At 70.2% G+C, this 20,551-nt stretch carries 18 protein-coding genes and 2 pseudogenes; 7 read left to right on the plus strand and 13 right to left on the minus strand.

The features are described from left to right. Positions 1 to 5 precede the first annotated feature (5 nt). The 4 genes and pseudogenes from ACXKR8_RS06910 to ACXKR8_RS06925 form a co-directional block, all read right to left on the minus strand. Positions 6 to 931: pseudogene (locus tag ACXKR8_RS06910) on the minus strand (SIS domain-containing protein). Between the two features lie 58 nt (positions 932 to 989). Continuing rightward, positions 990 to 1,862, minus strand: coding sequence for a carbohydrate ABC transporter permease (locus ACXKR8_RS06915; RefSeq protein ID WP_458272003.1), 873 nt, complete (start codon positions 1,860 to 1,862; stop codon positions 990 to 992). Further along, positions 1,862 to 2,845, minus strand: coding sequence for a carbohydrate ABC transporter permease (locus ACXKR8_RS06920; protein WP_458272004.1), 984 nt, complete (start codon positions 2,843 to 2,845; stop codon positions 1,862 to 1,864). Before ACXKR8_RS06920 ends, ACXKR8_RS06915 begins: the two co-directional genes overlap by 1 nt. Beyond that, entirely contained in the window at positions 2,845 to 4,182 is a 1,338-nt protein-coding gene (locus ACXKR8_RS06925) for an ABC transporter substrate-binding protein (RefSeq protein WP_458272005.1), read from the minus strand. Before ACXKR8_RS06925 ends, ACXKR8_RS06920 begins: the two co-directional genes overlap by 1 nt. A gap of 354 nt (positions 4,183 to 4,536) precedes the next feature. Here ACXKR8_RS06925 and ACXKR8_RS06930 point away from each other — a divergent pair, with 354 nt between their 5' ends. Continuing rightward, the gene (locus tag ACXKR8_RS06930; protein ID WP_458272006.1) at positions 4,537 to 5,340 is read left to right on the plus strand and encodes a DeoR/GlpR family DNA-binding transcription regulator; all 804 of its coding nucleotides are present in this window, start codon (positions 4,537 to 4,539) and stop codon (positions 5,338 to 5,340) included. A 249-nt stretch (positions 5,341 to 5,589) separates the two neighbouring features. Here ACXKR8_RS06930 and ACXKR8_RS06935 read toward each other — a convergent pair whose 3' ends face one another. Further along, positions 5,590 to 7,044, minus strand: a complete 1,455-nt coding sequence (locus ACXKR8_RS06935; protein ID WP_458272008.1) for a right-handed parallel beta-helix repeat-containing protein — start codon at positions 7,042 to 7,044, stop codon at positions 5,590 to 5,592. A gap of 277 nt (positions 7,045 to 7,321) precedes the next feature. Here ACXKR8_RS06935 and ACXKR8_RS06940 point away from each other — a divergent pair, with 277 nt between their 5' ends. After that, a complete protein-coding gene (locus tag ACXKR8_RS06940; protein ID WP_458272009.1) occupies positions 7,322 to 8,188 on the plus strand; it encodes an endo alpha-1,4 polygalactosaminidase in 867 nt (288 codons plus the stop codon). Between the two features lies 1 nt (position 8,189). On the opposite strand, the gene ACXKR8_RS06945 is transcribed toward ACXKR8_RS06940, so the two are convergent. The 6 genes from ACXKR8_RS06945 to ACXKR8_RS06970 form a co-directional block, all read right to left on the minus strand. Continuing rightward, positions 8,190 to 9,341 (minus strand): phosphotransferase enzyme family protein, encoded by a 1,152-nt coding sequence (locus tag ACXKR8_RS06945; protein WP_458272010.1) that lies wholly within the window; start codon positions 9,339 to 9,341, stop codon positions 8,190 to 8,192. After that, the gene (locus ACXKR8_RS06950) at positions 9,338 to 10,102 is read right to left on the minus strand and encodes an ABC transporter ATP-binding protein (RefSeq protein WP_458272011.1); all 765 of its coding nucleotides are present in this window, start codon (positions 10,100 to 10,102) and stop codon (positions 9,338 to 9,340) included. The genes ACXKR8_RS06945 and ACXKR8_RS06950 overlap by 4 nt, the downstream gene beginning before the upstream one ends. Then, positions 10,099 to 10,902 (minus strand): ABC transporter permease, encoded by an 804-nt coding sequence (locus ACXKR8_RS06955; protein ID WP_458272012.1) that lies wholly within the window; start codon positions 10,900 to 10,902, stop codon positions 10,099 to 10,101. The genes ACXKR8_RS06950 and ACXKR8_RS06955 overlap by 4 nt, the downstream gene beginning before the upstream one ends. After that, the gene (locus ACXKR8_RS06960) at positions 10,899 to 12,008 is read right to left on the minus strand and encodes an ABC transporter substrate-binding protein (RefSeq protein ID WP_462100375.1); all 1,110 of its coding nucleotides are present in this window, start codon (positions 12,006 to 12,008) and stop codon (positions 10,899 to 10,901) included. The genes ACXKR8_RS06955 and ACXKR8_RS06960 overlap by 4 nt, the downstream gene beginning before the upstream one ends. 113 nt (positions 12,009 to 12,121) lie before the next feature. Beyond that, the gene (locus ACXKR8_RS06965) at positions 12,122 to 12,640 is read right to left on the minus strand and encodes an NUDIX hydrolase (protein ID WP_458272014.1); all 519 of its coding nucleotides are present in this window, start codon (positions 12,638 to 12,640) and stop codon (positions 12,122 to 12,124) included. Next, on the minus strand, positions 12,630 to 13,565 hold the full coding sequence (locus ACXKR8_RS06970) for an ABC transporter substrate-binding protein (protein ID WP_458272015.1): 936 nt from the start codon (positions 13,563 to 13,565) through the stop codon (positions 12,630 to 12,632). Before ACXKR8_RS06970 ends, ACXKR8_RS06965 begins: the two co-directional genes overlap by 11 nt. Positions 13,566 to 13,969: 404 nt before the next feature. Here ACXKR8_RS06970 and ACXKR8_RS06975 point away from each other — a divergent pair, with 404 nt between their 5' ends. Further along, complete coding sequence (locus ACXKR8_RS06975; RefSeq protein ID WP_458272016.1) at positions 13,970 to 14,851, plus strand: sulfurtransferase; 882 nt, start codon at positions 13,970 to 13,972, stop codon at positions 14,849 to 14,851. A gap of 22 nt (positions 14,852 to 14,873) precedes the next feature. Here ACXKR8_RS06975 and ACXKR8_RS06980 read toward each other — a convergent pair whose 3' ends face one another. Next, positions 14,874 to 15,776 (minus strand): LysR family transcriptional regulator, encoded by a 903-nt coding sequence (locus tag ACXKR8_RS06980; protein ID WP_458272017.1) that lies wholly within the window; start codon positions 15,774 to 15,776, stop codon positions 14,874 to 14,876. A 252-nt stretch (positions 15,777 to 16,028) separates the two neighbouring features. On the opposite strand from ACXKR8_RS06980, the pseudogene ACXKR8_RS06985 reads away from it, so the two are divergent. From ACXKR8_RS06985 to ACXKR8_RS06995, 3 genes and pseudogenes are all read left to right on the plus strand, one after another. Continuing rightward, positions 16,029 to 16,837, plus strand: a pseudogene (locus ACXKR8_RS06985) (family 2A encapsulin nanocompartment shell protein). Next, a complete protein-coding gene (locus ACXKR8_RS06990; protein ID WP_462100777.1) occupies positions 16,812 to 17,564 on the plus strand; it encodes a hypothetical protein in 753 nt (250 codons plus the stop codon). Before ACXKR8_RS06985 ends, ACXKR8_RS06990 begins: the two are co-directional and overlap by 26 nt. Continuing rightward, complete coding sequence (locus ACXKR8_RS06995) at positions 17,465 to 18,721, plus strand: family 2A encapsulin nanocompartment cargo protein cysteine desulfurase (protein ID WP_462100664.1); 1,257 nt, start codon at positions 17,465 to 17,467, stop codon at positions 18,719 to 18,721. Before ACXKR8_RS06990 ends, ACXKR8_RS06995 begins: the two co-directional genes overlap by 100 nt. A gap of 97 nt (positions 18,722 to 18,818) precedes the next feature. Here ACXKR8_RS06995 and ACXKR8_RS07000 read toward each other — a convergent pair whose 3' ends face one another. Beyond that, positions 18,819 to 19,481, minus strand: coding sequence for an ester cyclase (locus tag ACXKR8_RS07000; RefSeq protein ID WP_458272020.1), 663 nt, complete (start codon positions 19,479 to 19,481; stop codon positions 18,819 to 18,821). 240 nt (positions 19,482 to 19,721) lie between these two features. On the opposite strand from ACXKR8_RS07000, the gene ACXKR8_RS07005 reads away from it, so the two are divergent. Further along, positions 19,722 to 20,468, plus strand: coding sequence for a GAF domain-containing protein (locus tag ACXKR8_RS07005; RefSeq protein WP_458272021.1), 747 nt, complete (start codon positions 19,722 to 19,724; stop codon positions 20,466 to 20,468). Positions 20,469 to 20,551: the final 83 nt, after the last annotated feature.

Genomic DNA, 20,551 nt, shown 5'->3' on the forward strand with positions numbered 1-20,551 from the left:
GGAGTTCAGCCTTTCTGATGGATCTGGAGGAGCCGTGCAGCACCCGTGGCCGCCGGGCGGAGGACGACCGCGCGGGTGAGGTGGCGCGGGGTGTCGGGGTGCAGGCCCTTGGCGGCCGCCAGGGCGACGGCCAGGCGCTGGGCGACGATGAGCGAGGCGAGCGGATCGAGGTCCTGCTCGATCCACAGCCCGCCGGTGGCGGCGACCTGTTCGGCCAGGCCCTCGGGGGCCGGTCCGAACATCCAGACCGCGGAGCGCTGGTCGGTGATGGCGATGGGTCCGTGCCGGTACTCCATCGCCGGGTAGGACTCGGTCCAGCTGAGCGAGGCCTCGCGCATCTTCAGCGCGGCCTCGGCGGCCAGGCCCACGGTCCAGCCGGCGCCCAGGAAGGTGAACTGGGTCCGCTCGGTGAGTCCCTCGGGCAGGGGCAGCGCCAGGGCGCGTTCGGCGTCGGCGAGGGCGCGGGTCAGGTCCTCGCCGAGGTGCGCCCGCAGCAGCGTCAGCGCAGTGGTCGCGAAGCGGGTCTGGACCACCGAGCGCTCGTCGGCGAAGTCCAGCACCACCGCCTGGTCGGCGGCGCCGACCGCCGGGGTGGCCGGATCGGCGGTGATCACGGTGCTGGGCTCCGGCGTCCGGTCCAGGAAGTCCAGTACCTCGGTGGTGGTACCGGAGCGGCTGATGGCCAGGTAGCGGTCGTAGCTGCGTCCGGTGGGCAGTTCCGAGGCCGCGAAGGCGTCGGTCTCCCCGTGGCCGGCCTCCTCGCGGAGTCGGGCGTAGGCCTGGGCGATGAAGAACGAGGTTCCGCAGCCCACCACCGCCACCCGCTCGTCCTGCCGGGCAGGCCCGGAAGGGAGCCGGTGGCGGCCAGTTGGACGGCCCGCCGCCAGCAGGCGGGCTGGTCGGCTATCTCGTTTTCGACATGGGTGGTCACGGTGGCTCCGTTCTGAAGCGGCGAGAAGGGGCGCGAAGGGGCTCGGCGCGGCGGCCGGTCAGCCCTTGAGCCCGCTGAAGCTCATGGTCTGGACGAACTGGCGCTGCGCGAGCAGGAAGCCGAGGATCAGCGGCGCGGTGGCCACCACATTGCAGGCCATGAGTTCCTGCCAGTCGACGTGGTGGGCGCCCTGGAAGTTGAGCAGCCCGAGCTGGATCGTGTAGAGCTTGGGATCGTTGATCGCGACCAGCGGCCAGAGCAGGTCGTTCCAGGAGTTCAGCAGAGTGAAGACGGCCAGGGTCGCCAGCGCCGGCTTGGCCAGCGGCAGCACGATCCGGAAGAACACCCCGAAGGTGTTCAGGCCGTCGATGCGTCCTGCCTCCTCCAGTTCCTTGGGCAGCGAGAGGAAGAACTGCCGCATCAGGAAGATGCCGAAGGCCGAGGTGAGGAAGGGCACGAAGGCCGCGGCCAGGGTGTCGATCAGACCCAGCTTGGCGAACATGAAGTAGGTGGGGATCATCAGCATCTGCGTCGGGATCATGATGGTGGAGAGCAGCACCACGAAGCCGACGGTCCGGCCGCGGAAGGACAGCCGGGCGTAGGCGTAGCCGCCGAGCGAGCACAGCACCAGGTGGCCGCAGACCGCGACGCCGGAGACGATCGCCGAGTTCAGCATCCAGCGCGCCACCGGCGCGTCCCGGAACAGCCGGACGTAGCCGCCGATGTGCAGGGCGGACGGGATGAAGCGGGGCGGGAAGCGGTTGATCTCGCTGTTGGCGGTCAGCGAGGTGAGCAGCATCTGCGCCAACGGCAGCAGGAAGAGCAGCGCGAGCGGGGCCAGGAACAGGTGCCAGCGGCTGAACCGGGGCTTCTTCCGGCGGACGACCGGCGCGGTGTCCTTCGCGGACAGGGTGACGACCTGGGGTGCCATCAGAAGGCCTCGCTCTTGGTGAGCTTGGAGTAGGCGAACAGGCCCAGGGTCAGCAGCAGGGTGGCCGCGAACAGCACATAGGCGATCGCCGAGCCGTAGCCGTAGCGGGACAGTTCGAAGGCCTGGTTGTAGATGAAGTAGACGACGGTCTGCGAGGAGCCGAGCGGGCCGCCCCTGGTGGTGGTCAGCACCAGTTCGAAGATCTGCAGCACCGAGACGGTCTCCCAGACGCCCACGAACACGGTGACCGGCGCGACGGCGGGGAGGATCACATGGCGGAACTGCTGCCAGCGGTTGGCGCCGTCGAGGGTGGCCGCCTCGACGATGTCCTGCGGGATGTCCTGCAGCGCGGCGAGGTAGACGATGACCGAGAAGGCCAGGTCGCCCCAGAGGTAGATCAGGGCGATGACCCACATCACCTCGTGGCGGTCGGTGAGGAAGCCCTGCCGTGGCAGGTCCAGGGCCCGCAGGGCGTTGTTGGCCAGGCCGAACTGCGGATCGAAGACGTAGTTCGCCAGGATCCCGGTCGCCGCGGCGGAGACCACCAGCGGCACGAAGACGGCGGTCCGGTAGAAGGCGATGAACCGGATGTTGCGGTTCAGCGCGGTGGCGACGAAGACGCCCAGCACCAGCACGATCGGCACGTACAGGACGGTGAAGAGCACGGTGTGGTCGACGGCCGACCTGAGGTCCGGGTCGTGGACCATGGTCTCGTAGTTGGTCCAGCCGGTCGGCTGGGGCGGGGTGAAGCCGTTCCAGTGCTCACGGGAGATCAGAAAGGCCCAGCCGGCCGGGAAGAGGGTCAGCGCGACGATGATCAGGGTGGCCGGACCGGCGAAGGACCAGCCGGTGAGGTTCTCGACCACCCGCCGGCGGCGCCGGGTCCACGTCCCCCGCGGGACGGCGGTGGCGACGGCGGCCTGTCGGCGCCTGTTCGGCGGGCGGGTGCGCTCGTGCTCCGAGATCAGGATCCCGCGCTTCATCAGTCGCCCTGCGCCAGTGCCGTGTCGGCTGCCTTCGCCGCTGTGTCCAGGGCCGTCCTCGGGTCGCCCTGCCCTTGCAGCACCTGGGCGATGGCCTTGCCGACGGCCTGCGAGAGCCCGTTGTACCCGGGCACCGTCGGGCGTCCGATCGCGGCGTTCTTGAGGTTGTCCTCAAGGGTCTGCGCACCGGGGTACTGGTGGGCGTAGGCGACGAACTCCGGGCTGGTGACCTCGCTGCTGCGCAGCGGGAGGTTGCCGGTGGCGAGGTTGAACTTGGGGTCGACCGCGGCCGAGGTCAGCCACTGGGCGAAGGTGTAGGCCCAGTTGGCCCGGTCCGCGTCGTGGTGGTCGTACAGCGTCCACAGGTCGGGGCCGGATATCGTCTGGTGGTTCTGCCCGTCGAAGGCCGGCAGGTAGACCACGCCGTAGTCCAGGCCGGCCGTCACATTGTCGGCGAGCTGCCAGGGCCCGGTCATCAGCATGCCGACCAGGCCTGACTTGAAGAGGTCGGCGTACTTCTGGTCGTCCTGGGAGAGGTAGACCGACTTGTCGGTGACCGCCATCTGCTGCAGGAAGGTCAGGGCCGACACTCCGGCGTCGGAGTTGAACGCCGCCTTCGTGCCGTTCGCGTTGAGGACGCTGCCGCCCTTCTGCCACAGCAGCGGCCAGAAGTGCCAGGTGGTGTCCTCGGAGCCGGACACCGAGTAGGCGGTTCCGAAGACATTGTGCGACGGGTCGGTCAGCTTCTTGGCGTCGGCCCGGAACTCGTCCCAGGTCCAGCTGTTCGTCGGCTGGGCCAGTCCGGCCGCCGCGAACAGCTTCTTGTTGTACATCACCGCGATGTTGTCGACCACCGCCGGGAAGCCGATCACATGGCCGTTGGGGGTCGCGGTCTGCCGGGCGGCGCCGGGGAACTCGTCCCACTTCACCGACGGGTCGGCGACCTTGCCGGTGATGTCGAGGGTCCGTCCCGACAACTGCATCTGGGTGGCCCAGCTGCCGAAGTTGTAGGAGATGTCCGGGTAGGTGTCGCTGGTGAACGCCGCGGTCAGCTTCGGGAGCAGCTGGTCGGTGGTCGGTGCGCCGGGGGACATATCGATCGTCACATTCGGGTGCAGCCGGTGGAACTGGGCGGCCAGGCCCTCCAGGATCTTCTCCGGTCCCTGGTCCTGCCCGGTCCAGATGGTGATCGTGGTCGGCTTGGAGGTGTCCAGCGGAGCGCCCGCCGTGGAACCGGCGCTCGAACAGCCGGACATGGTGCCGAGCACCGTCGCCGCGGACAGGGCGGCCGCGAAACCCGCGCGGTGCCAGGTGGGTCTCGCCGATCTGCTGTGCACGAGGTGGCCCCTTCCAGTCGGTCCAACAGGGGAGGTGAGCCGTCAGTCGATCACTGGTTTCGATCACTGGGCTGGGGGACATTCAACGGCGCGCCCCGGCCCCGGGCAAGGAACTGCTCGAATCACGCAGGGCTGCTGCTCGTTTCGATCCCAGCGCGCGGATCCCGATCACGACCACGCTTGAAGTGCCTCGCATCCGTTCGATACGATCCCTGGAACGTCGGATTCGATCATTCGACGTCAGAGGTACACCCATCCGGTAGGTGGCAGCTGCCACGAGTCCGGACTGAGTCGCCAGGACCGCCGGCAGGCGTCCGAGGCGGGGATGTGCCCTCCGCCCTATGGAGCTCCGCGATGGCCGCAGGCGGCCGCCGTATCGGGACTTTGCGCCAGTCCGACCGGGTCTCGGCGATCCTGGACCACCTCGCCTCCAGTGGTGCGGTCGACGTCACCGACATCTCCACCGAACTGGGGGTTTCGCTGGCCACGGTCAGACGCGACCTGTCCGCGCTGGAGGAGCAGAACCTGCTGACCCGCACCCACGGCGGGGCGGTGGCCCGTGATGCCAACCACGTCCTGCCGGTGCGCTACCGCGACAGTCAGGGCCGGACGCAGAAGCAGGCGATCGCCCGCGCCGCCATGCGCAGCCTTCCGTGCGGGCCCCATGTGGTGGCCGTCAACGGTGGCACCACCACCAGCGAACTCGCCCGGCTGCTGGCGACCAGGACCGAGCTGACCGTGGTCACCAACGCGCTGAACATCGCCAACATCCTGGTCAACCGCCCCCGGGTGAAACTCGTGGTGACCGGCGGGGTGGCCCGCTCCAACTCCTACGAGCTGGTCGGTCCGTGGGCCGAGGGGACGATCGGCGGCATCAACATCGGCACCGCCTACATCGGCATCGACGGGATCAGCGCCACCGGTGGCCTCTCCACCCACGACGAGGTCGAGGCCCACATCAGCACCGTGATGATCCGACGCGCCCGCCGCGTGGTGGTGGTCGCCGACGGCTCCAAGGTCGGCCGGAGCCTGCTGGCGCACGTGGTGGCCGTGGCGGACGTGGACGAACTGGTCACCGACTCCAGCGCGGACCCCACCGAGCTGGCCGCGCTGCGGGCGCACGGGGTGAGGGTGACCATCGCCGACGCCGACCACTAGCCTCGTGCCGAGCAGGGTGCCCAGGCGGGTTCAGCGTCAGAGGCCGAGCAGCCGGGCGGCGTTGCCGGCCGTAGAGGGGTTCCAGCAGCTCGGCCGGCAGCCCCAGCGCGTGCACGTCCCAGCGGCCCAGGTGGTTGTGCGCGTCCACGGCTCGGAACGCGGCCTTCGGCACCTGGGTGACGGTGACCCTGGCCTGCGAACGCGGGGTGAAGTCCGCCAGCCGCAGGCCGCCGTCGCCAACGTCACCGGTCAGCACCGGGGGCTCAGGGCGCTGTGGGCGTCGAGGCCGGTGCCGGCCCGGTACGGTGCCCAACCGGTGTACGTGGTGCCGTGCCAGCCCCACTGCAGCGCGCGCGGGGTGCGGCCGGCCGCGGCGTAGACATTGCGGTCGACCACGTCGCCGCGTCCGGAGTCGGACCGGGGCACCGTGCCCAGCAGCAGGACGCTGCCGCCGGCCGCGCAGACGGTGTTGCCGGTGATCCGGTCGTTGCTCTCGTGATACTGGATCAGGAACTGCGGGGAGCCGTCGCGGTCGGTGTTGTCGTCCCGCAAGGTGTTGCCGGTGAAGGTGTTGTCGAACGCCTTGCCGGTCCGCACTCCCCCGCAGTCCGCACGGCCGTCGCAGTAGCCGCCGGTGGCGATCCCGACGAAGCGGCTGCGCCGGACCAGGTTGTCCCGGACGGTCACATGGTCGGCGGCTCCCCTGGGGTTCTCCGCGGCGACCTCGATCCCGATGTCGTCGCGCACGGCCGTGTTGTCCGCGACGGTGATGTGCGTGCCGCCGTCGATGTAGATGCCGTCCGCGCAGTTGCAGTACGTCCCGTCGGCGTAGTAGGCGGGGTTGCCCTCGGAGATGATGTTCTGCACCAGGTTGGACCCGATGAAGCCGTTGCGGGCACGGTTCAGGTCGGTGTAGCGGTAGCGCGCCGGGAGGGTGGGCTCGTAGCCGATCGCGTCGATCCCGATGTTGTTGTTGTCGTGGATGTGGTTCCCGGTGATCCGCCAGCCGTCCACATTGCCGTTGACCACCACCGACTCGCTGGCGCCCAGGGTGAGGTGGTCCACCTCGTTGCCCTCGATGCGCAGGTTCCGCACGGACCGGGTCGCCGAGTCACCGTAGACGGCGATCCCGTGGGCGTTCATGTCCATGCTGCCGAGCGTCCGGTTGTGGTTGCCCAGGTCGTGCACATGGTTGCCGCTGAGGACCACGCCGCTGTCGCCGCCGTGCACATAGATGCCGATCGGCATGGCGTCGATGCGGGTGGTGCGATAGCCGGTGATGTCCAGGCCGCGGACGGTGACGTTGCTGCTACCGGTGATGGTGACCATCGCCGAGCGGCCGTCCGGGACCGTCAACGAGGAGCCGTCCAGAACGGGGTGCTCACCGGGAGCAGCAGTGAGGGTGATGCCGCTGACGTCCTTCAGGCTCACCCGCTGGGCGTAGTGGCCGCCCCGCAGCTCGACCGTGCCGCCGCCGTGGCGGCCCAGCGCGGCGACCGCGTGCTGGACGGTGGCGAAGGGCGCCCGACGGGTACCGGCCGCGGCGTCGGATCCGCGCGGGGCGACGTACACGACGGCACGGGCGGCCGCGGGCGCCGGTGACGTCGATGGCGCCGGTGGCGTCGTCGCTGTGGCCGTCGCGGTCGGGGACAGCAGCGCGAACACCGTGACCGCCGCGAGGACCGTCCGTCCTTGGAATGGCATCAGCAGAAATTCCTTTCCTACCAGGCGGCAGCCGCCGTCAGTGAAATGCCGGGATCCTGGCACCCTTCCCGCGGAGCGTCAACGGCAACGCGCCGAACCAGCGGAAACGCGCATTTCGAATGACGGTTTTTCCGGTCGGTGACCAGCGCCGATATGACCCAACCGCGCAATAGGAATGAGCACTTGGGTCATTATTCTCGACGCGCCGCTGATTCGACTGCGTGAATACTCCGGTCACGGGTGATAAAGCCCCTCGCACCATCGCTGGAGGCAGTCGATGTCCCTCTCCCGCACTCCCCGGAATCTCGCTCTGGCCGGCGCCGCCGCGGTCCTCGCCGCAGTGGCCCTGGTCCCGACCGCGTCCGCCGCCACCCCCGCCGCGCCCGCCCCGGTCAGCTGCTCCGCCTGCTGGCACCCGGCGCTGAAGACCTCGTGGAACTGGGTGATCTCCGACGTTCCGACCGCACCGTTCCGCAAGGTCGCCATGTACGACATCGACGGCTTCAACGCCTCGTCGTCCGATGTCGCCGCCCTGCACAAGGCCGGCATCAAGGCCGTCTGCTACCTCTCCGCGGGCACCTACGAGGACTGGCGCTCGGACGCCTCGAAGTTCCCCGCCGCGGTCCTGGGCAAGGGCAACGGCTGGCCGGGCGAGAAGTGGCTGGACGTCCGCGAGCTCCAGAAGTCCAACAGCGTGCTGCGCTCGATCATGGACGCCAGGCTGGACATGTGTCGCAGCAAGGGGTTCGACATGGTCGAGCTGGACAACGTCGACGGCTACTCCAACAGCACCGGGTTCCCGCTCAAGGCGGCCGACCAGACCTACTACGACGCCACCCTCGCCAACGACTCCCACGTCCGCGGCATGGGCGTGCTGCAGAAGAACGACAACGAGCAGATACCCACGCTGCTGCCGTACTTCGACGGTGCGCTCAACGAGCAGTGCAACCAGTACAAGGAGTGCACCACCGCGCAGAACGGGTCGTACGGACTCAACCAGTACGTGGCCGCGGGCAAGCCCGTGTTCCAGGCCGAGTACAGCCTGGCGACGTCGAAGTTCTGCAGTGCGGACAACAGCAGCAACTTCAACGGCGTGAAGTTCAGCATCGACCTCGACGACAGCACGTTCCAGCCCTGCCGGTGACCTATCCGGCCGTGCCGGCCTCGCCGGACGTGGCGGTGAGCAGCCGGCGCAGCTGGGCGAGGAGGCCGGCGCCGTCGGGTGAGCCGAACCACTCGGTGTGGCCCACCAGGTACTGGTAGGCGAGTTCGCTGTTCTCCGGGGACCGGACGATGCCGTGGAAGTAGCCCAGCTCGGAGAGCGCGAACTCGGCGTGGACCAGCGGCAGCAGTTCCGGCAGCGCCGCCGCCTCCGCCTCGCTCAGCGGGCGGACGGCGGTGTAGCCGCGCAGCAGGGCCTCCAGGTGGTCGAACCGGACCGGGAAGGACGGCTCCAGCCACTGCACGGTATTGCGCTCGATCGCGGTGGCCAGGTCGTGGATCGCGGTGGTGCGGTCGCTCAGGCCGAAGTCCAGCACGGTGGAGACGACTGCCCTGGGGCCGGAGGTGTCCCACAGTAGGTTGGAGGCATGCCAGTCGTTGTGGGTCCACAACGGCGGCAGCCGGTCCAGCAGCGGGGCCAGCCGGCGGTGGAACGGCAGGTGGACCCGGGTGACGTCCTCGCGCCAGGGCCGGTCGGCCAGCGCCTCGGCGAGCGCGGGACGCCGGGCCACATAGCGGTCCAGCGCCGCCATCGGGTCCGCCGCGGCGAAGACGGTGAAGGAGGAGACCAGGGGCTGCGGACGGCGCGGCGGTGCGGCGTAGTCCTCGGCGGCCAGGTGCAGCCGGGCCAGGGCGGCGCCGGCCGCCCTGGCGTGCTCGGCGGAGGTGAAGGGCGACCAGGACAGGGCGTCCTGGTAGAGGTCGGTGCCCGCGCCCACGGTATGGACCTCGTAGACCCAGGCGCCCAGCTGGACCGCCGAGTTGCCGTCGGCGGCGTTCAGCACGTCCACCACGGGGATGCCGCGCCGCTTCAGGTGCCGCAGGAAGCCGTGCTCCTCGGCCAGGCCCTCCACGGTGCGGACCCGGATGTGGTGGCGCTTCACGAACAGCGACTGTTGCCCGTGCTGAACCAATGCGGCTGCCGACAGCGGTCGCGGACTGCGCCAGCGGACTTCAACAGCCACGTCGCCGGCGCCGTAGCGGGCCAGCACCTCGGTGATCTCGGCCTCGGTCAGCGGGGGCCAGTCCGGATCCACCGGTTCCTTGCCCATGCCGTGGGCCAGCAGCCGGCTCACCGCGCCACCGCCGTCTGCTCCAGCGCGTCCAGGACGCGCCGCTCGGTCGCGGCGAACTCCGGGTCGGTCAGCAGATCCCGGTTCCTCGGCCGGGGCAGCGGAACCTCGATCCGTTCGACCACCCGGGCCGGGCGCGGCGAGAGCACATGCACCGTGTCGGCGAGCAGCACCGCCTCGCGGATGTCATGGGTGACCAGCACCACGGTCCAGCCGTACTGCTGCCACATCGTGGCCAGCCACAGCTGCATCTCGGTGCGGGTGAGCGAGTCCAGCGCGCCGAACGGCTCGTCCAGCAGCAGCACGGGCCGTTCCAGCACGACCGTGCGCAGCAGGGCCGCGCGCTGCCGCATGCCGCCGGACAGCTGGAACGGGTAGGAGGACTGGAAGCCGTCCAGACCGAAGGCCTCGAAGAGTCGCCCCGCACGGCTGCGCGCCTCGCGCCGGCGCACCCCCTGTGCCTCCAGGCCCAGGGCGGTGTTGTCCAGCACGGTCCGCCAGGGGAAGAGCAGGTCCTTCTGCGGCATATAGGCGACCTGGCCCGAGCGCAGGTCGGCCGGGCGGCCGTCGATCAGCACCTCGCCCGCGTCGGGTGCGTCCAGACCGGACACCAGGTTGAACAGGGTGCTCTTGCCGCTGCCGCTCGGACCGATCACGGCGGCGAACTCGCCCGGCCGCACCGACAGGTCCAGGCCGCGCAGGACGTCCAGCGCGCCGAAGGACCTGCTGACCCCGCGTACGTCGAGACGGAACTCGCCGCTCATGACCTGACCTCCCGTTTCATGGCCTGCTCCCACGGCAGCACCAGGCGCTGCAGCAGGTAGGTGGCTCCGAACAGTGCGACGCTCAGCAGCGCCGTCACCGCGACCGCCGCGAACACCAGGTCCGTGCGGAACGCGCTCTTCTGCTCCTGCATATAGATTCCCAGACCGCTCTCCGCACCCGCGTACTCCGCGAAGACCGCGCCGACCACGGCGTAGGTGATGCTCACCCGCAGCCCGGCGAAGAAGTACGGCATCGCGCTGGGCACCCGGACCAGCCGGAAGGAGCGCAGCCGTCCGGCGCCGAGCGAGCGCAGCAGCCGCATCGCCTCCCGGTCGGTGGAGGCGAAACCCGCCGCCAGGTTGGCGGCCAGCGGGAAGAAGGTGGTCAGGGTGACCACCAGCATCTTCGGCAGCAGGCCGAAGCCGAACCAGATGATGAGCAGCGGCGCCACCGCGACGATCGGAATCGTCTGCGAGGCGACCAGCAGCGGGTACAGGCCCCGCCGCGCGACCGGTGAGAAGTCCAGCAGTACCGCCACCAGCCAGGCCGCGACGAAGGAGCAGGCGAAACCGAGCAGGGTCTCCTGCAGGGTGGGCAGGGTGTTGGCCCAGAGGTCGGCCCGGTTGCCCCAGCCCTGGTTGAGCACCCGGCCGGGGCTGGGCAGGGTGGTCGGGTCCACGTGCGCGAGGGTGGTGTACAGCTGCCAGCCGACGAGGACGGCCAGCGCCACCGCCGCCGGCGGCCACAGCGCGGTCAGCGCGCGGCGCGCCTGTCGTGGTTGCTCCTGCCGCGCGGTCATGACGAGGTCGCCGGGAGGTAGGCCGTGGTGAAGAACTGGGACACGTCCGGCTCGGCGGTCAGCTTCTTGCCGTTGGCGTCGATCAGCAGCCCGTTCTTGAACTGGAAGTCCGTGTAGTTCTGCCAGACGGCACTGGTCTGGGTGCCGATGCTGCCGTCCGCCGCCCGGTAGTACTGCTGGGCCAGCAGCTTCTCGCTCTGCTCGACCAGCGCGGGGTTGGTCAGCACGCTCTTGTTGGCCTTGACCAGGAGCCCGGCGGCCTCCACCGGGTGCTCGGCCGCATAGGTGTAGCCCCGGGCCAGGACGGCGAGGAACTTCCTGGCCGCGGCCGGGTTCTTCCGCAGGTAGGTGTCGGAGGACGCGACCAGGGCCGAGTAGGTCGCCGGAGCGCCGTAGTCGGACAGCAGGAAGTCCTTCAGCGGCTTGCCGACGAGCTTGGCCTGCAGGCCCTCCCAGGTCGGTTCCGGCATCGCGAAGTCGGCCCGGCCCGCGTAGAGCGCCACATAGGCGTCGGTCTCCAGGGTCACCGTCCGGAACTCGCCGGTGCCGCCCGCGTTGCGGATCACCAGTTGCAGCAGCGGCTTCTCGTAGGGGGCGCCGAAGCCCGCGTAGGTCTTGCCGTCCAGGTCCTTGGGCGTCCTGATGTCGGCGCGGTTGGCGCGCACCGAGATGGTGACATCGGTCTTCTGGGTGATGGCGAAGACGGAGACGATGTCCTGGCCCGCGGCACGGGCGGTGCTGACCCCGTCCTGGTAGGAGATGCCGAAGTCCGCCTTGTGGTTGGCGATCAGCGTCTCCGGCGCGGTCGAACCGAACGGCAGGATCTTCAGGTCGATTCCGGCGTCGGCGAACCAGCCCTGCTGCTGGGCGACGTAGATGCCGGTGTGGTTGGTGTTGGGGGTCCAGTCCAGCGCGAGGCTGATCGGGGTGGCCCCGGCGGCGGCCTTACCGCTGCCCGAACCGCTGCCGGAACTGCCGCGGCGGTGCCGGTGCTGCCGCGCGAGGCGCAGCCCGCGGCGGCGAGCAGGGTGGTGGCGGCTATCGGGGGAACGGCGAGCAGGAAGTTGCGACGTCTCATGGTTCAGGGGTCCTGGTTCACTCTGCACGTGCGTGCGGCGGCGGGGGTCGGCTGGGGTCGTTCACCCGCGCCGACAGAGCGCACTGCTCACCCGCATCAGGTCGACCTGCATCCGCCGGGTCAGGTCCTTGGCCTGGCAGATCACCCGTTCCACCCCCACAGCGAGAACCGCTCGCCGCGCCGGATCGCCGACAGCGCCTGCAGCGCGGGCGCCGCGGTGTTCGCCGGCACGCCGTCCAGCGGCCACCAGCGCACCTCGGCGCAGCGGTGCGGCTCGGCGTTGACCGGCTGCCCGGACCACGCCCGCAGCCCGAAGTAGACGTCGATCCAGGCGTACGAGGTGCCCGGCGTGCGGCAGTGCATGGTGTGCAGCAGCTCCAGGTCGGCGCTGTCGGCGCCGATCGCCAGTTCCTCGCCCAGCTCGCGGACCAGGGCGGCCACGACCGACTCCCCGGCGTCCACATGCCCGGCGGGGAGGTGCCAACTGCCGTCGTACCAGCCGGTCCCGGCCCTGAGTTCGAGCAGCACAGCGTCGCCCGACCCGGTGTCGTCGGACCCCGCATGCTCACTGAGCAGCAGTCCGTAGACGCCGATCATCTCGTGGTGCCGTGACACGCCGTTGACCACCACGGCGCTGCTGCCCGGCTGGTCACTGGGCATGCTGCACCCGCGGTTCGACGCCGAGCAGGCCGTTGCTGAAGGACTGCTCCCAGCCCTCGGCGCGGGCGATCGCCCCGTGCTCCGCGAGCCAGTGGGCGTACGGGCCCATCCGGGTGTCGTCGATCACGCCCCAGCGCCCGTGCCCGTCGGTCCAGGTCGGCGCGATCAGGGCCAGCGAGCGGGCGATCAGCGGGCGGGGGAAGTAGGGAATCACGCCTTCCAGCAGCGCCAGGGCGCGTTCCTGGTCGGCCGCCGCCGCGGCGAACCCACGGGCGGTGGCCTGCAGGAACGCCTGGACCAGGGCGGGGTCGCGGTCGACGGTCTCCTCCCGGGTGCCGAGCAGATAGCTGTGGTAGCGGGGTGCGCCGATCTCGTCCACCGGCCAGGTCAGCCGCTGCTCCTGCGGCAGCTCGCCGCGCAGCGCGTCCCAGGCCCAGTAGTTGCCGAAGGTGGCGTCCGCAGCGCCGGCGGCGACGTCGTCCACGGTCAGTTCGCGGGTGCCCGCGTCCACCGTCACCACCGCGTCGGGGTCGCCGCCGTCGGCGGCCACCAGATGCCGCACCATGGCCCGGCCGCGCGGCGTGGGGTTGTACGCGAGCCGCCGTCCGGCCAGGTCGCGCGGGCGGGTGATGCCGGTCCGCAGCACGGTCTGGACCGCTTCCAGCGCCCGGTGGTTGACGGCGGCGACGGCCACCAGCGGCTGGCCCTGGGCGCGGCGTGCGAGCAGCCGGTTGGGCGGGAAGACCCCCAGCTCGACCTCACCCCGGGCCAGGTATTCCAGAGTGTCCCCACGTCCCGGGTCCTGGACCACGAGCTCCACGTCGAGACCGGCCTCGCGGTACCAGCCGCGCTCACGGGCCAGGTAGAAACCGGCCGAATTCGGCCAGGGGTGGAAGTAGTCGAGCATGACTCGGACATGCGACATGGCAGTACTCCGCAGGCGACACACAGGCAGCAGACCTGGTGGGACGGAAAGAAGGGGGACGAGCGGGAGGGGATCGATCAGGTCAGCAACAGGAGCGGGTCGCACCGAACGGGGTCGGGGGACGCATCTGCTCGAAAACTGCTACTGCCATCGGTGACTCCTACGCGGGTCCGGACCATGCCGGATCGAGTGTTGCGGTCGGCGTTCCCATGGGGACCGATCCGAGGATCCGGTCCCAAACGCCCTCTCAGCCCAATCGGGTAGGGGCTCCCGCGTAGATGTCCGAAACCATAGCCTCCGTATCCGGTGACCGCGCAAATCCCGTCCGGAGAATGAGACGTTTATCTGCTGATATATGAGACGACCAGTGAGACACCGCAGCTCGGACGGCTAGCATCCAAGCCATGAACGACTTGCTCCCCGGGCCGCTGGTCGACCACGCATGGCTCGATGTCCACCTCGGCGATCCCCGGCTGGTGGTCCTCGACGCCACCGCGCTGCTTCCCTCACCGCGCCATGACGGCGACTACCGGGTCGGCAGCGGCCGGGCGGACTGGATCCAGTGCCACATCCCCGGGTCCCGGCATGCGGACCTCACCGCGGACCTGTCGGACCACGCCGCGCCGTTCCACTTCGCGGCCCCCGCGCCGCAGGAGCTGGCAGCCGCGCTCCAGGGCCTGGGGGTCGGCGACGGCAGCTCGGTGGTGGTCTACGACCGCGGCGGCGGCATCTGGGCCTCCCGGCTGTGGTGGATGCTGAAGGCTCTGTCCGTCCCGGCCGCGGTGCTGGACGGCGGCTGGGACGCCTGGCAGGCGGCCGGGCTCCGCACCGAGTCGGGCGAGGCGGGCGAGGTGCGGGCGGTGGAGGCGCTCCTCCGCCCAGAGCCCCCCGAGCGATGGGCCGAGCTGTGGGCCGACGTCGACACCGTCGACGCCATCAGCCGGGGCGACCGCCCCGGCACCCTGGTGTGCGCGCTGCCGACCTCGGCCTTCGACGGCTCCGCCCCCACCCGCTACAGCCGCCGCGGCCACATCCCCGGCAGCCGCAGCCTGCCGGGCCGCGGCCTGCTCGACGACACGGGCAGGTTCCTCCCGCCTGCGGCCCTGGCCGCCCAGGTCGGCGCGGTGCTCAGCACCGAGGACTCACCCGTGGTCCTCTACTGCGGCGGCGGCATCTCCGCCACCGCCGTCGCGCTGGCCCTCACCCTGCTCGGCCGCGAGGACATCGTCGTCTACGACGGCTCGCTGGAGGAATGGTCGGCCGACCCCAGCCGCCCCCTGGAGTAGACCCACCGGATGTGATGGGTCGTCAGGACGGCCACTCCGGTTCGGAGACGGTCGCGTTGAGCGCGTCGAGCAGCACCTGGGCGGGTTGGGACGCGGGCGGCTTGCCGTACACCGCGGCCACCACCTGTCGGCGCATGCCGGCGACCTGGTCCAGCCTGACGCCCGGGTGCCGGTTGGCGAGGAGGGTGAGCCCGGGCAGCAGGCTCACGCCGAGACCGACCGCGACCAGTGCCTGGACGGCCACATAGTCGTCGGTCTCGAACTCGACGATCGGCGCGAACCCGGCCTGCCCGCAGGCCGCGACCAGATGCTCGCGGCAGCGTTCGCAGCCGGCTATCCAGCGGGTCTCGGCGTAGGTGGCCAACTCGGCCCGGGGGCCGTCCCAGGCCCGGTCCGCGGGGCTGACCACATACATCGGTTCGTCGAGCAGCGGGGTCATGGTGACGTCGCGGCGGTCGCGCTGGGGCGGATCGCCGTGCTCGAAGATCAGCGCCACGTCGACGTCGTTGTTGCGCAGGGCGCTGAGCGCGTCCGGCGGTTCGGCCTCGACCAGGGTGAGCTCGATCCCGGGGTACTGGGCGGAGACCCGGGCGGCCGCGAGCGGCACCAGGGTCGCCAGCGCCGAGGGAAAGGCGGCCAGCCGGACCCGGCCGGTGCGCAGCCCGGCCAGCTCGTCCAGTTCCGCGTGCACCGACTCGACCTGGGCCAGGATCGACTCGGCCCGGTCCACCAGCAGCCGACCCGCCTCGGTGAGCCGGATGCCGCGTCCCATCCGCTGCAGCAGCGGCACGCCGACCTCGGCCTCGAGCTTGGCGAGCTGATGGCTCACCGACGGCTGGGCGTAGCGCAGCGCCTCAGCGGCCGCCGTGACCGAACCTTCACGGGCGACGGCCACCAGCACACGCAGCCGACTCAAGTCGATCATTTTCGAATCATAGCCCGCGTCGATGACAGGCTCGAAAACACGCATTGGACCGCTAACGGGGTTATTGGGAGGGTGGGTGCGAAAGTTGGTTCGAGAGGGTTCGACCGCTTAAGGAGACGTTGCATGCCCACAGCTGCGAAACCGCCGTCACGCTCCATGTCGGTGAGCGACAGCGCGGCACGGACTCTGGCGAATGCCACCAAGACCGTTCCGCAGATGTCCTCCATCACGCCTCGCTGGCTGGTGCACCTGATGTCCTGGGTCCCGGTCGAGGCCGGTATCTACCGGGTGAACCAGGTCGTTCATCCCGAGTCGGTGCGCATCCAGTGCGACAACTATGACGAGGCGCCGCTGCCCGACACCTTTGTCGACTACGAGCAGGAGCCCCGGGAGTACCGGCTCAAGGCCGTGCAGACGGTCCTGGACCTGCACACCAGGATCGCCGACCTGTACTCCAGCCCTCACAACCAGACCGCGCAGCAACTGCGGCTGACCATCGAGGCGGTGAAGGAGCATCAGGAGGGCGAGCTGATCAACAGCCCGGAGTACGGGATGCTGAGCAGCGTGGCGGACACCCAGCGGATCTCCACGCTGGCCGGGCCGCCGACGCCGGACGACCTGGACGCCCTGATCACCAAGGTCTGGAAGCAGCCGGCCTTCTTCCTCACCCACCCGGAGGGATCGCCGCGTTCGGCCGAGAGTGCACCCGGCGCGGCGTGCCGCCGGCGACGGTGAGCATGTTCGGCTCGCAGTTCCTGACCTGGCGCGGTCTTCCGATCATCCCCTCGGACAAGGTCCCGCTGGAGAACGGCAGGACCAAGTTCCTGCTGCTGCGCACCGGCGAGTCGCGCCAGGGCGTGGTCGGACTGTTCCAGCCCGGGCTCTCGGGCGAGCAGGGGATGGGGTTGTCGGTGCGCTTCATGCAGATCGACCGCAGTGCCATCGCCTCCTACCTGATCTCCCTGTACTGCTCGCTGGCGGTGCTCACCGAGGACGCGCTCGCCGTGCTCGACGACGTCGAGGTGGACAAATTCCATGACTACTCCCCCACCTACCGGTAACAACACCGCGCCGGAGTGGCTGCCGGACGAGGCGACGCTGAGCCGGATGGCCGGGGAGTTCTTCCGAGCCCTCCCCGGGCAGCCGACGGCCGCCGAGACCGGCCCGGTCCTCGACGGTCCGGTACTCGACGGCCCGGTACTCGACGGCCCGGTCCCGGCACCGGCACCGGCTTTCGACGGCCGGCCGGAAGGGTCGGCCTGGCCGACACCGACCGGCCTGCCGGCCGCGGACCCGCCCGCTCCGGCGCCGACCGCCGGGATGAGCCCGCCGTCCGGGCCGCCGCCGACCAGCGCGGCGGCCGGCTATGCGGCCAGCGCGCCCACCATCGCCGGCCACGCCCCGGAGCTGCCGGCCCTGCCGGTGACCCCGGCGGCCCCGGCCGTCCCCTCGCTGCCCGCGCCCTCGTCCGCGCCGGTGTCCGCGCCGGCCCAGCCCTCGGGCTCGGGCTCGGGCTCGGGGCTGTACTACTTCCTCAACGAGGCCCCGGCTACCCCGCGAAGGCCCCGGAGCTCCCCGGTTTCGGGCACCTGGGGCTGCCGCCCCACTTCCAGGCCGAGCCACCGTCGGCCACCACCGCGCCGTTCTACTTCGCCCAGGAACCTGGAAGGCCCACCGCACCCGACCCCCTGGCCGGGCTGCCGCTCGACCCGCACCCCGGGTTCGACGTGCAGGCCGTCCGCCGGGACTTCCCGATCCTGTCCGAGTTGGTCAACGGCCGTCCGCTGATCTGGCTGGACAACGCGGCGACCACGCAGAAGCCGCGCGCGGTGATCGACCGGCTGGTCGAGTTCTACTCCCGGGAGAACTCCAACATCCACCGGGCGGCGCACGAGTTGGCGGCCAGGGCGACGGATGCCTACGAGGGCGCCAGGAAGACCGTCGCCCGGTTCATCGGGGCGGGCTCCGCCGAGGAGATCGTGTTCGTCCGGGGCACCACCGAGGCCATCAACCTGGTGGCCAAGGCGTGGGGACCCAAGAACATCCACGCGGGCGACGAGATCATCCTCTCCCACCTGGAGCACCACGCCAACATCGTGCCCTGGCAGATGCTGGCGAAGCAGACCGGTGCGGTGATCAAGGTGATCCCGGTCGACGACGACGGACAGTTGCTGCTGGACGAGTACAGCGACCTGCTGTCCGACCGCACCAAGCTGGTCGCGGTCACCCAGATGTCCAACGCGCTCGGCACCGTCGTGCCGATCGAGCAGGTCATCGAGCTCGGGCACCGGGCCGGGGCACGCGTGCTGGTCGACGCGGCGCAGTCGGTCCCGCACCTGCCGATCGACGTCACGGCGCTGGACGCGGACTTCCTGGTGTTCTCCGGGCACAAGCTGTTCGGACCGACCGGGATCGGGGTGCTCTACGCCAAGCGGGAGGTCCTGGAGGACATGCCTCCGTGGGAGGGTGGCGGCAATATGATCACCGACGTCACCTTCGAGCGGTCCAGCTACCAGCCGCCGCCGGGGCGCTTCGAGGCCGGCACCGGCAACATCGCCGACGCGGTGGGGCTCGGCGCGGCCATCGAGTACGTCGAACGCATCGGCCTGCCGAACATCGCCGCCTATGAGCACGGCCTGCTCGAACACGCCACCCAGGGCCTGCGCGGCGTGCCCGGACTCCGGCTGGTCGGCACGGCCGCGAACAAGGCCAGCATCGCCTCGTTCGTCCTGGACGGCTACGAGCCGGCCGAGGTCGGCACCGCGCTCAACGAGGAAGGCATCGCTGTGCGTTCGGGCCACCACTGCGCGCAGCCGATCCTGCGCCGCTACGGCCTGGAGGCCACCGTCCGCCCGTCGTTCGCCTTCTACAACACCCATGACGAGGTGGACACCCTGATCACGGCGGTCCACCGACTCGCCGACCGCCGCGGCAGCCGCCGCTAGCCTGATCCTGCACGGTCGCTCGGGCCGGGAATCGCCAAAGGTGCTGGTCGCAACCACTCGTTGAGGGCTGCGACCAGCACCTTTGCTGCGTAACGGGCTACTTCGCGGTGTGGGCCACCGGGCAGCCGCCGGTCATCGTGCCGAGGAAGGCATTCGGGTCGTAGAAGTGCTCGACCTCCAGCAGTCGCAGGTCGTCGCTGACCTTGGCGATGCTGACGCCGAACATCTCGATCGTCTCCCCGGTGGGCTGGAAGCCCTTGTACTCACCGGAGAAGGTGCCCCAGTGCCGCCAGCGGAAGGTCACGGTGGGCGGCGGGGACAGGACGTCCAGCACCTCCCAGAAGAAACCTTCGGGGAAGGCGGTGTGGAACACATGGTGCGAGGACTCGAAGCTCTCCGACCCGGCCGGGTAGAAGATGCTGTCCCCGATCAGGATGTTGTAACTGCCGATGTCGACGATGTCCTGGGCGTTGGCCCACTCGCCCCCGTTGATCCGGGTGCGGAACTTTTCCGTGACCATGGAGACCCAGGTGGCCGGGTCCCTCTTGTGCGACACCTCCATCTCGAAGACCTGGACGATGCTCTCGGCGATGGCCTCGAGCGTCCCGGCCTCGAAGTGGTGCGTCCGCTGCGTCGGCATCACGGTGGCGGACAGGTGGTAGTCGGGCGTCTCGTCGCGCCAGTCCTCGGGTGCGGCAGCGGCCACAACGGCGTCGCGGCCCTGGAGCCAGAGCGGGGTCTCAGCTTGTACCTCGGACATGATGGGTAGGGCCTCTCCAAGGGGTCATGAACGCGGCAAGCATACAGATGATACCAATGTTGCCAAGTCGCCCAAGAGAGTTGATAGTTGAACGACCGAAAGATCCCTTATGCCTTCCGGCGATGCGCTGCGTCGTGGGGTCCGCCGACGAACACCAATCCTTGGGCGCCGACGGGGTAGGGGCTGCCGTATGACGCGGCGGCCCCTGGCGGGCCTTGGCTTGGAAGGTCGGGAGGGCACATGGGCGAGGAAGCCATGACCGGTGCAGGAACACCCGGTCTGTTGCGGGAGTCGGCCCCGTCGGCGGCCCCGGGCGCGGACCTGGACGCGGACCTGGACGCGGACCTGGAGCGCTTCGCGCGCCTGACCGCACGCATCGTCGGCGTCCCGGTGGCCCTGATAGCGCTGCTGGAGGGAGAGGATCTGGTCTTCCCCGCCGTGGTCGAACCCGCCGCCGGGTTCAGCGCCGCCGGCCGGCATGCCGCCGCAGCCCAGGCGCTGAGCCGACGAGTGGTGGCCTCGGCCGCCCCGCTCCTCGTGGACGACTCCCGCACGAGTGGCCTTGCCCGGCACGGCACCGGTGACGCGGTGGTCGCCTACGCCGGTCTGCCGCTGACCGACGCCCGGGGCGGCGTCCTGGGGGTGCTGTGCGCGATCGACACCACCGCACGGCACTGGACCCCCGGGCAGCAGGAGGACCTGACCGATCTGGCGGCGGCGTGCTCGGCCGAGCTGCGGCTGCGGATCGCCTCCCAGCGCGCCGCCGGCGCCCAGTACCGCGCCCAGTCGCTGACCCACCAGGCGCGCCAGGACCTGACCAGCGCGGAACTGCTGCTGCGCGCCGCGGAGGAGCTCACCGGCAGCGCGAGTGTGGACGAGGTCCGGACCCGAGTGGGCCATCTGATCAGCAGTCACCTCAAGCCCTCCTACATCGGCCTGCTGCTCCTGGCCTCGGTGATTCACGAGCCCTTGGCGTGTGGTGACTGAGCGTCACCTGGATGCAGAGACGGTGCCCCTACCTGCAATGATGCGAGTTATCTAGAAACGTATCGTCGCGAGGTGGGGCACCG

This window comes from Streptacidiphilus sp. PAMC 29251 (assembly GCF_054208735.2).

What these genes read in the sequence shown, in the direction of transcription:
- ACXKR8_RS06920 (WP_458272004.1), bottom strand. Translation starts at nt 2,845, where the DNA reads ATGAAGCGCGGGATCCTGATCTCGGAGCACGAGCGCACCCGCCCGCCG.
- ACXKR8_RS07005 (WP_458272021.1), top strand. Translation starts at nt 19,722, where the DNA reads ATGGGCGAGGAAGCCATGACCGGTGCAGGAACACCCGGTCTGTTGCGG.
- ACXKR8_RS06980 (WP_458272017.1), bottom strand. Translation starts at nt 15,776, where the DNA reads ATGATCGACTTGAGTCGGCTGCGTGTGCTGGTGGCCGTCGCCCGTGAA.
- ACXKR8_RS06950 (WP_458272011.1), bottom strand. Translation starts at nt 10,102, where the DNA reads ATGAGCGGCGAGTTCCGTCTCGACGTACGCGGGGTCAGCAGGTCCTTC.
- ACXKR8_RS06975 (WP_458272016.1), top strand. Translation starts at nt 13,970, where the DNA reads ATGAACGACTTGCTCCCCGGGCCGCTGGTCGACCACGCATGGCTCGAT.
- ACXKR8_RS06955 (WP_458272012.1), bottom strand. Translation starts at nt 10,902, where the DNA reads ATGACCGCGCGGCAGGAGCAACCACGACAGGCGCGCCGCGCGCTGACC.
- ACXKR8_RS06935 (WP_458272008.1), bottom strand. Translation starts at nt 7,044, where the DNA reads ATGCCATTCCAAGGACGGACGGTCCTCGCGGCGGTCACGGTGTTCGCG.
- ACXKR8_RS06930 (WP_458272006.1), top strand. Translation starts at nt 4,537, where the DNA reads ATGGCCGCAGGCGGCCGCCGTATCGGGACTTTGCGCCAGTCCGACCGG.
- ACXKR8_RS06940 (WP_458272009.1), top strand. Translation starts at nt 7,322, where the DNA reads ATGTCCCTCTCCCGCACTCCCCGGAATCTCGCTCTGGCCGGCGCCGCC.
- ACXKR8_RS06965 (WP_458272014.1), bottom strand. Translation starts at nt 12,640, where the DNA reads ATGCCCAGTGACCAGCCGGGCAGCAGCGCCGTGGTGGTCAACGGCGTG.
- ACXKR8_RS06990 (WP_462100777.1), top strand. Translation starts at nt 16,812, where the DNA reads ATGACTACTCCCCCACCTACCGGTAACAACACCGCGCCGGAGTGGCTG.
- ACXKR8_RS06915 (WP_458272003.1), bottom strand. Translation starts at nt 1,862, where the DNA reads ATGGCACCCCAGGTCGTCACCCTGTCCGCGAAGGACACCGCGCCGGTC.
- ACXKR8_RS07000 (WP_458272020.1), bottom strand. Translation starts at nt 19,481, where the DNA reads ATGTCCGAGGTACAAGCTGAGACCCCGCTCTGGCTCCAGGGCCGCGAC.
- ACXKR8_RS06970 (WP_458272015.1), bottom strand. Translation starts at nt 13,565, where the DNA reads ATGTCGCATGTCCGAGTCATGCTCGACTACTTCCACCCCTGGCCGAAT.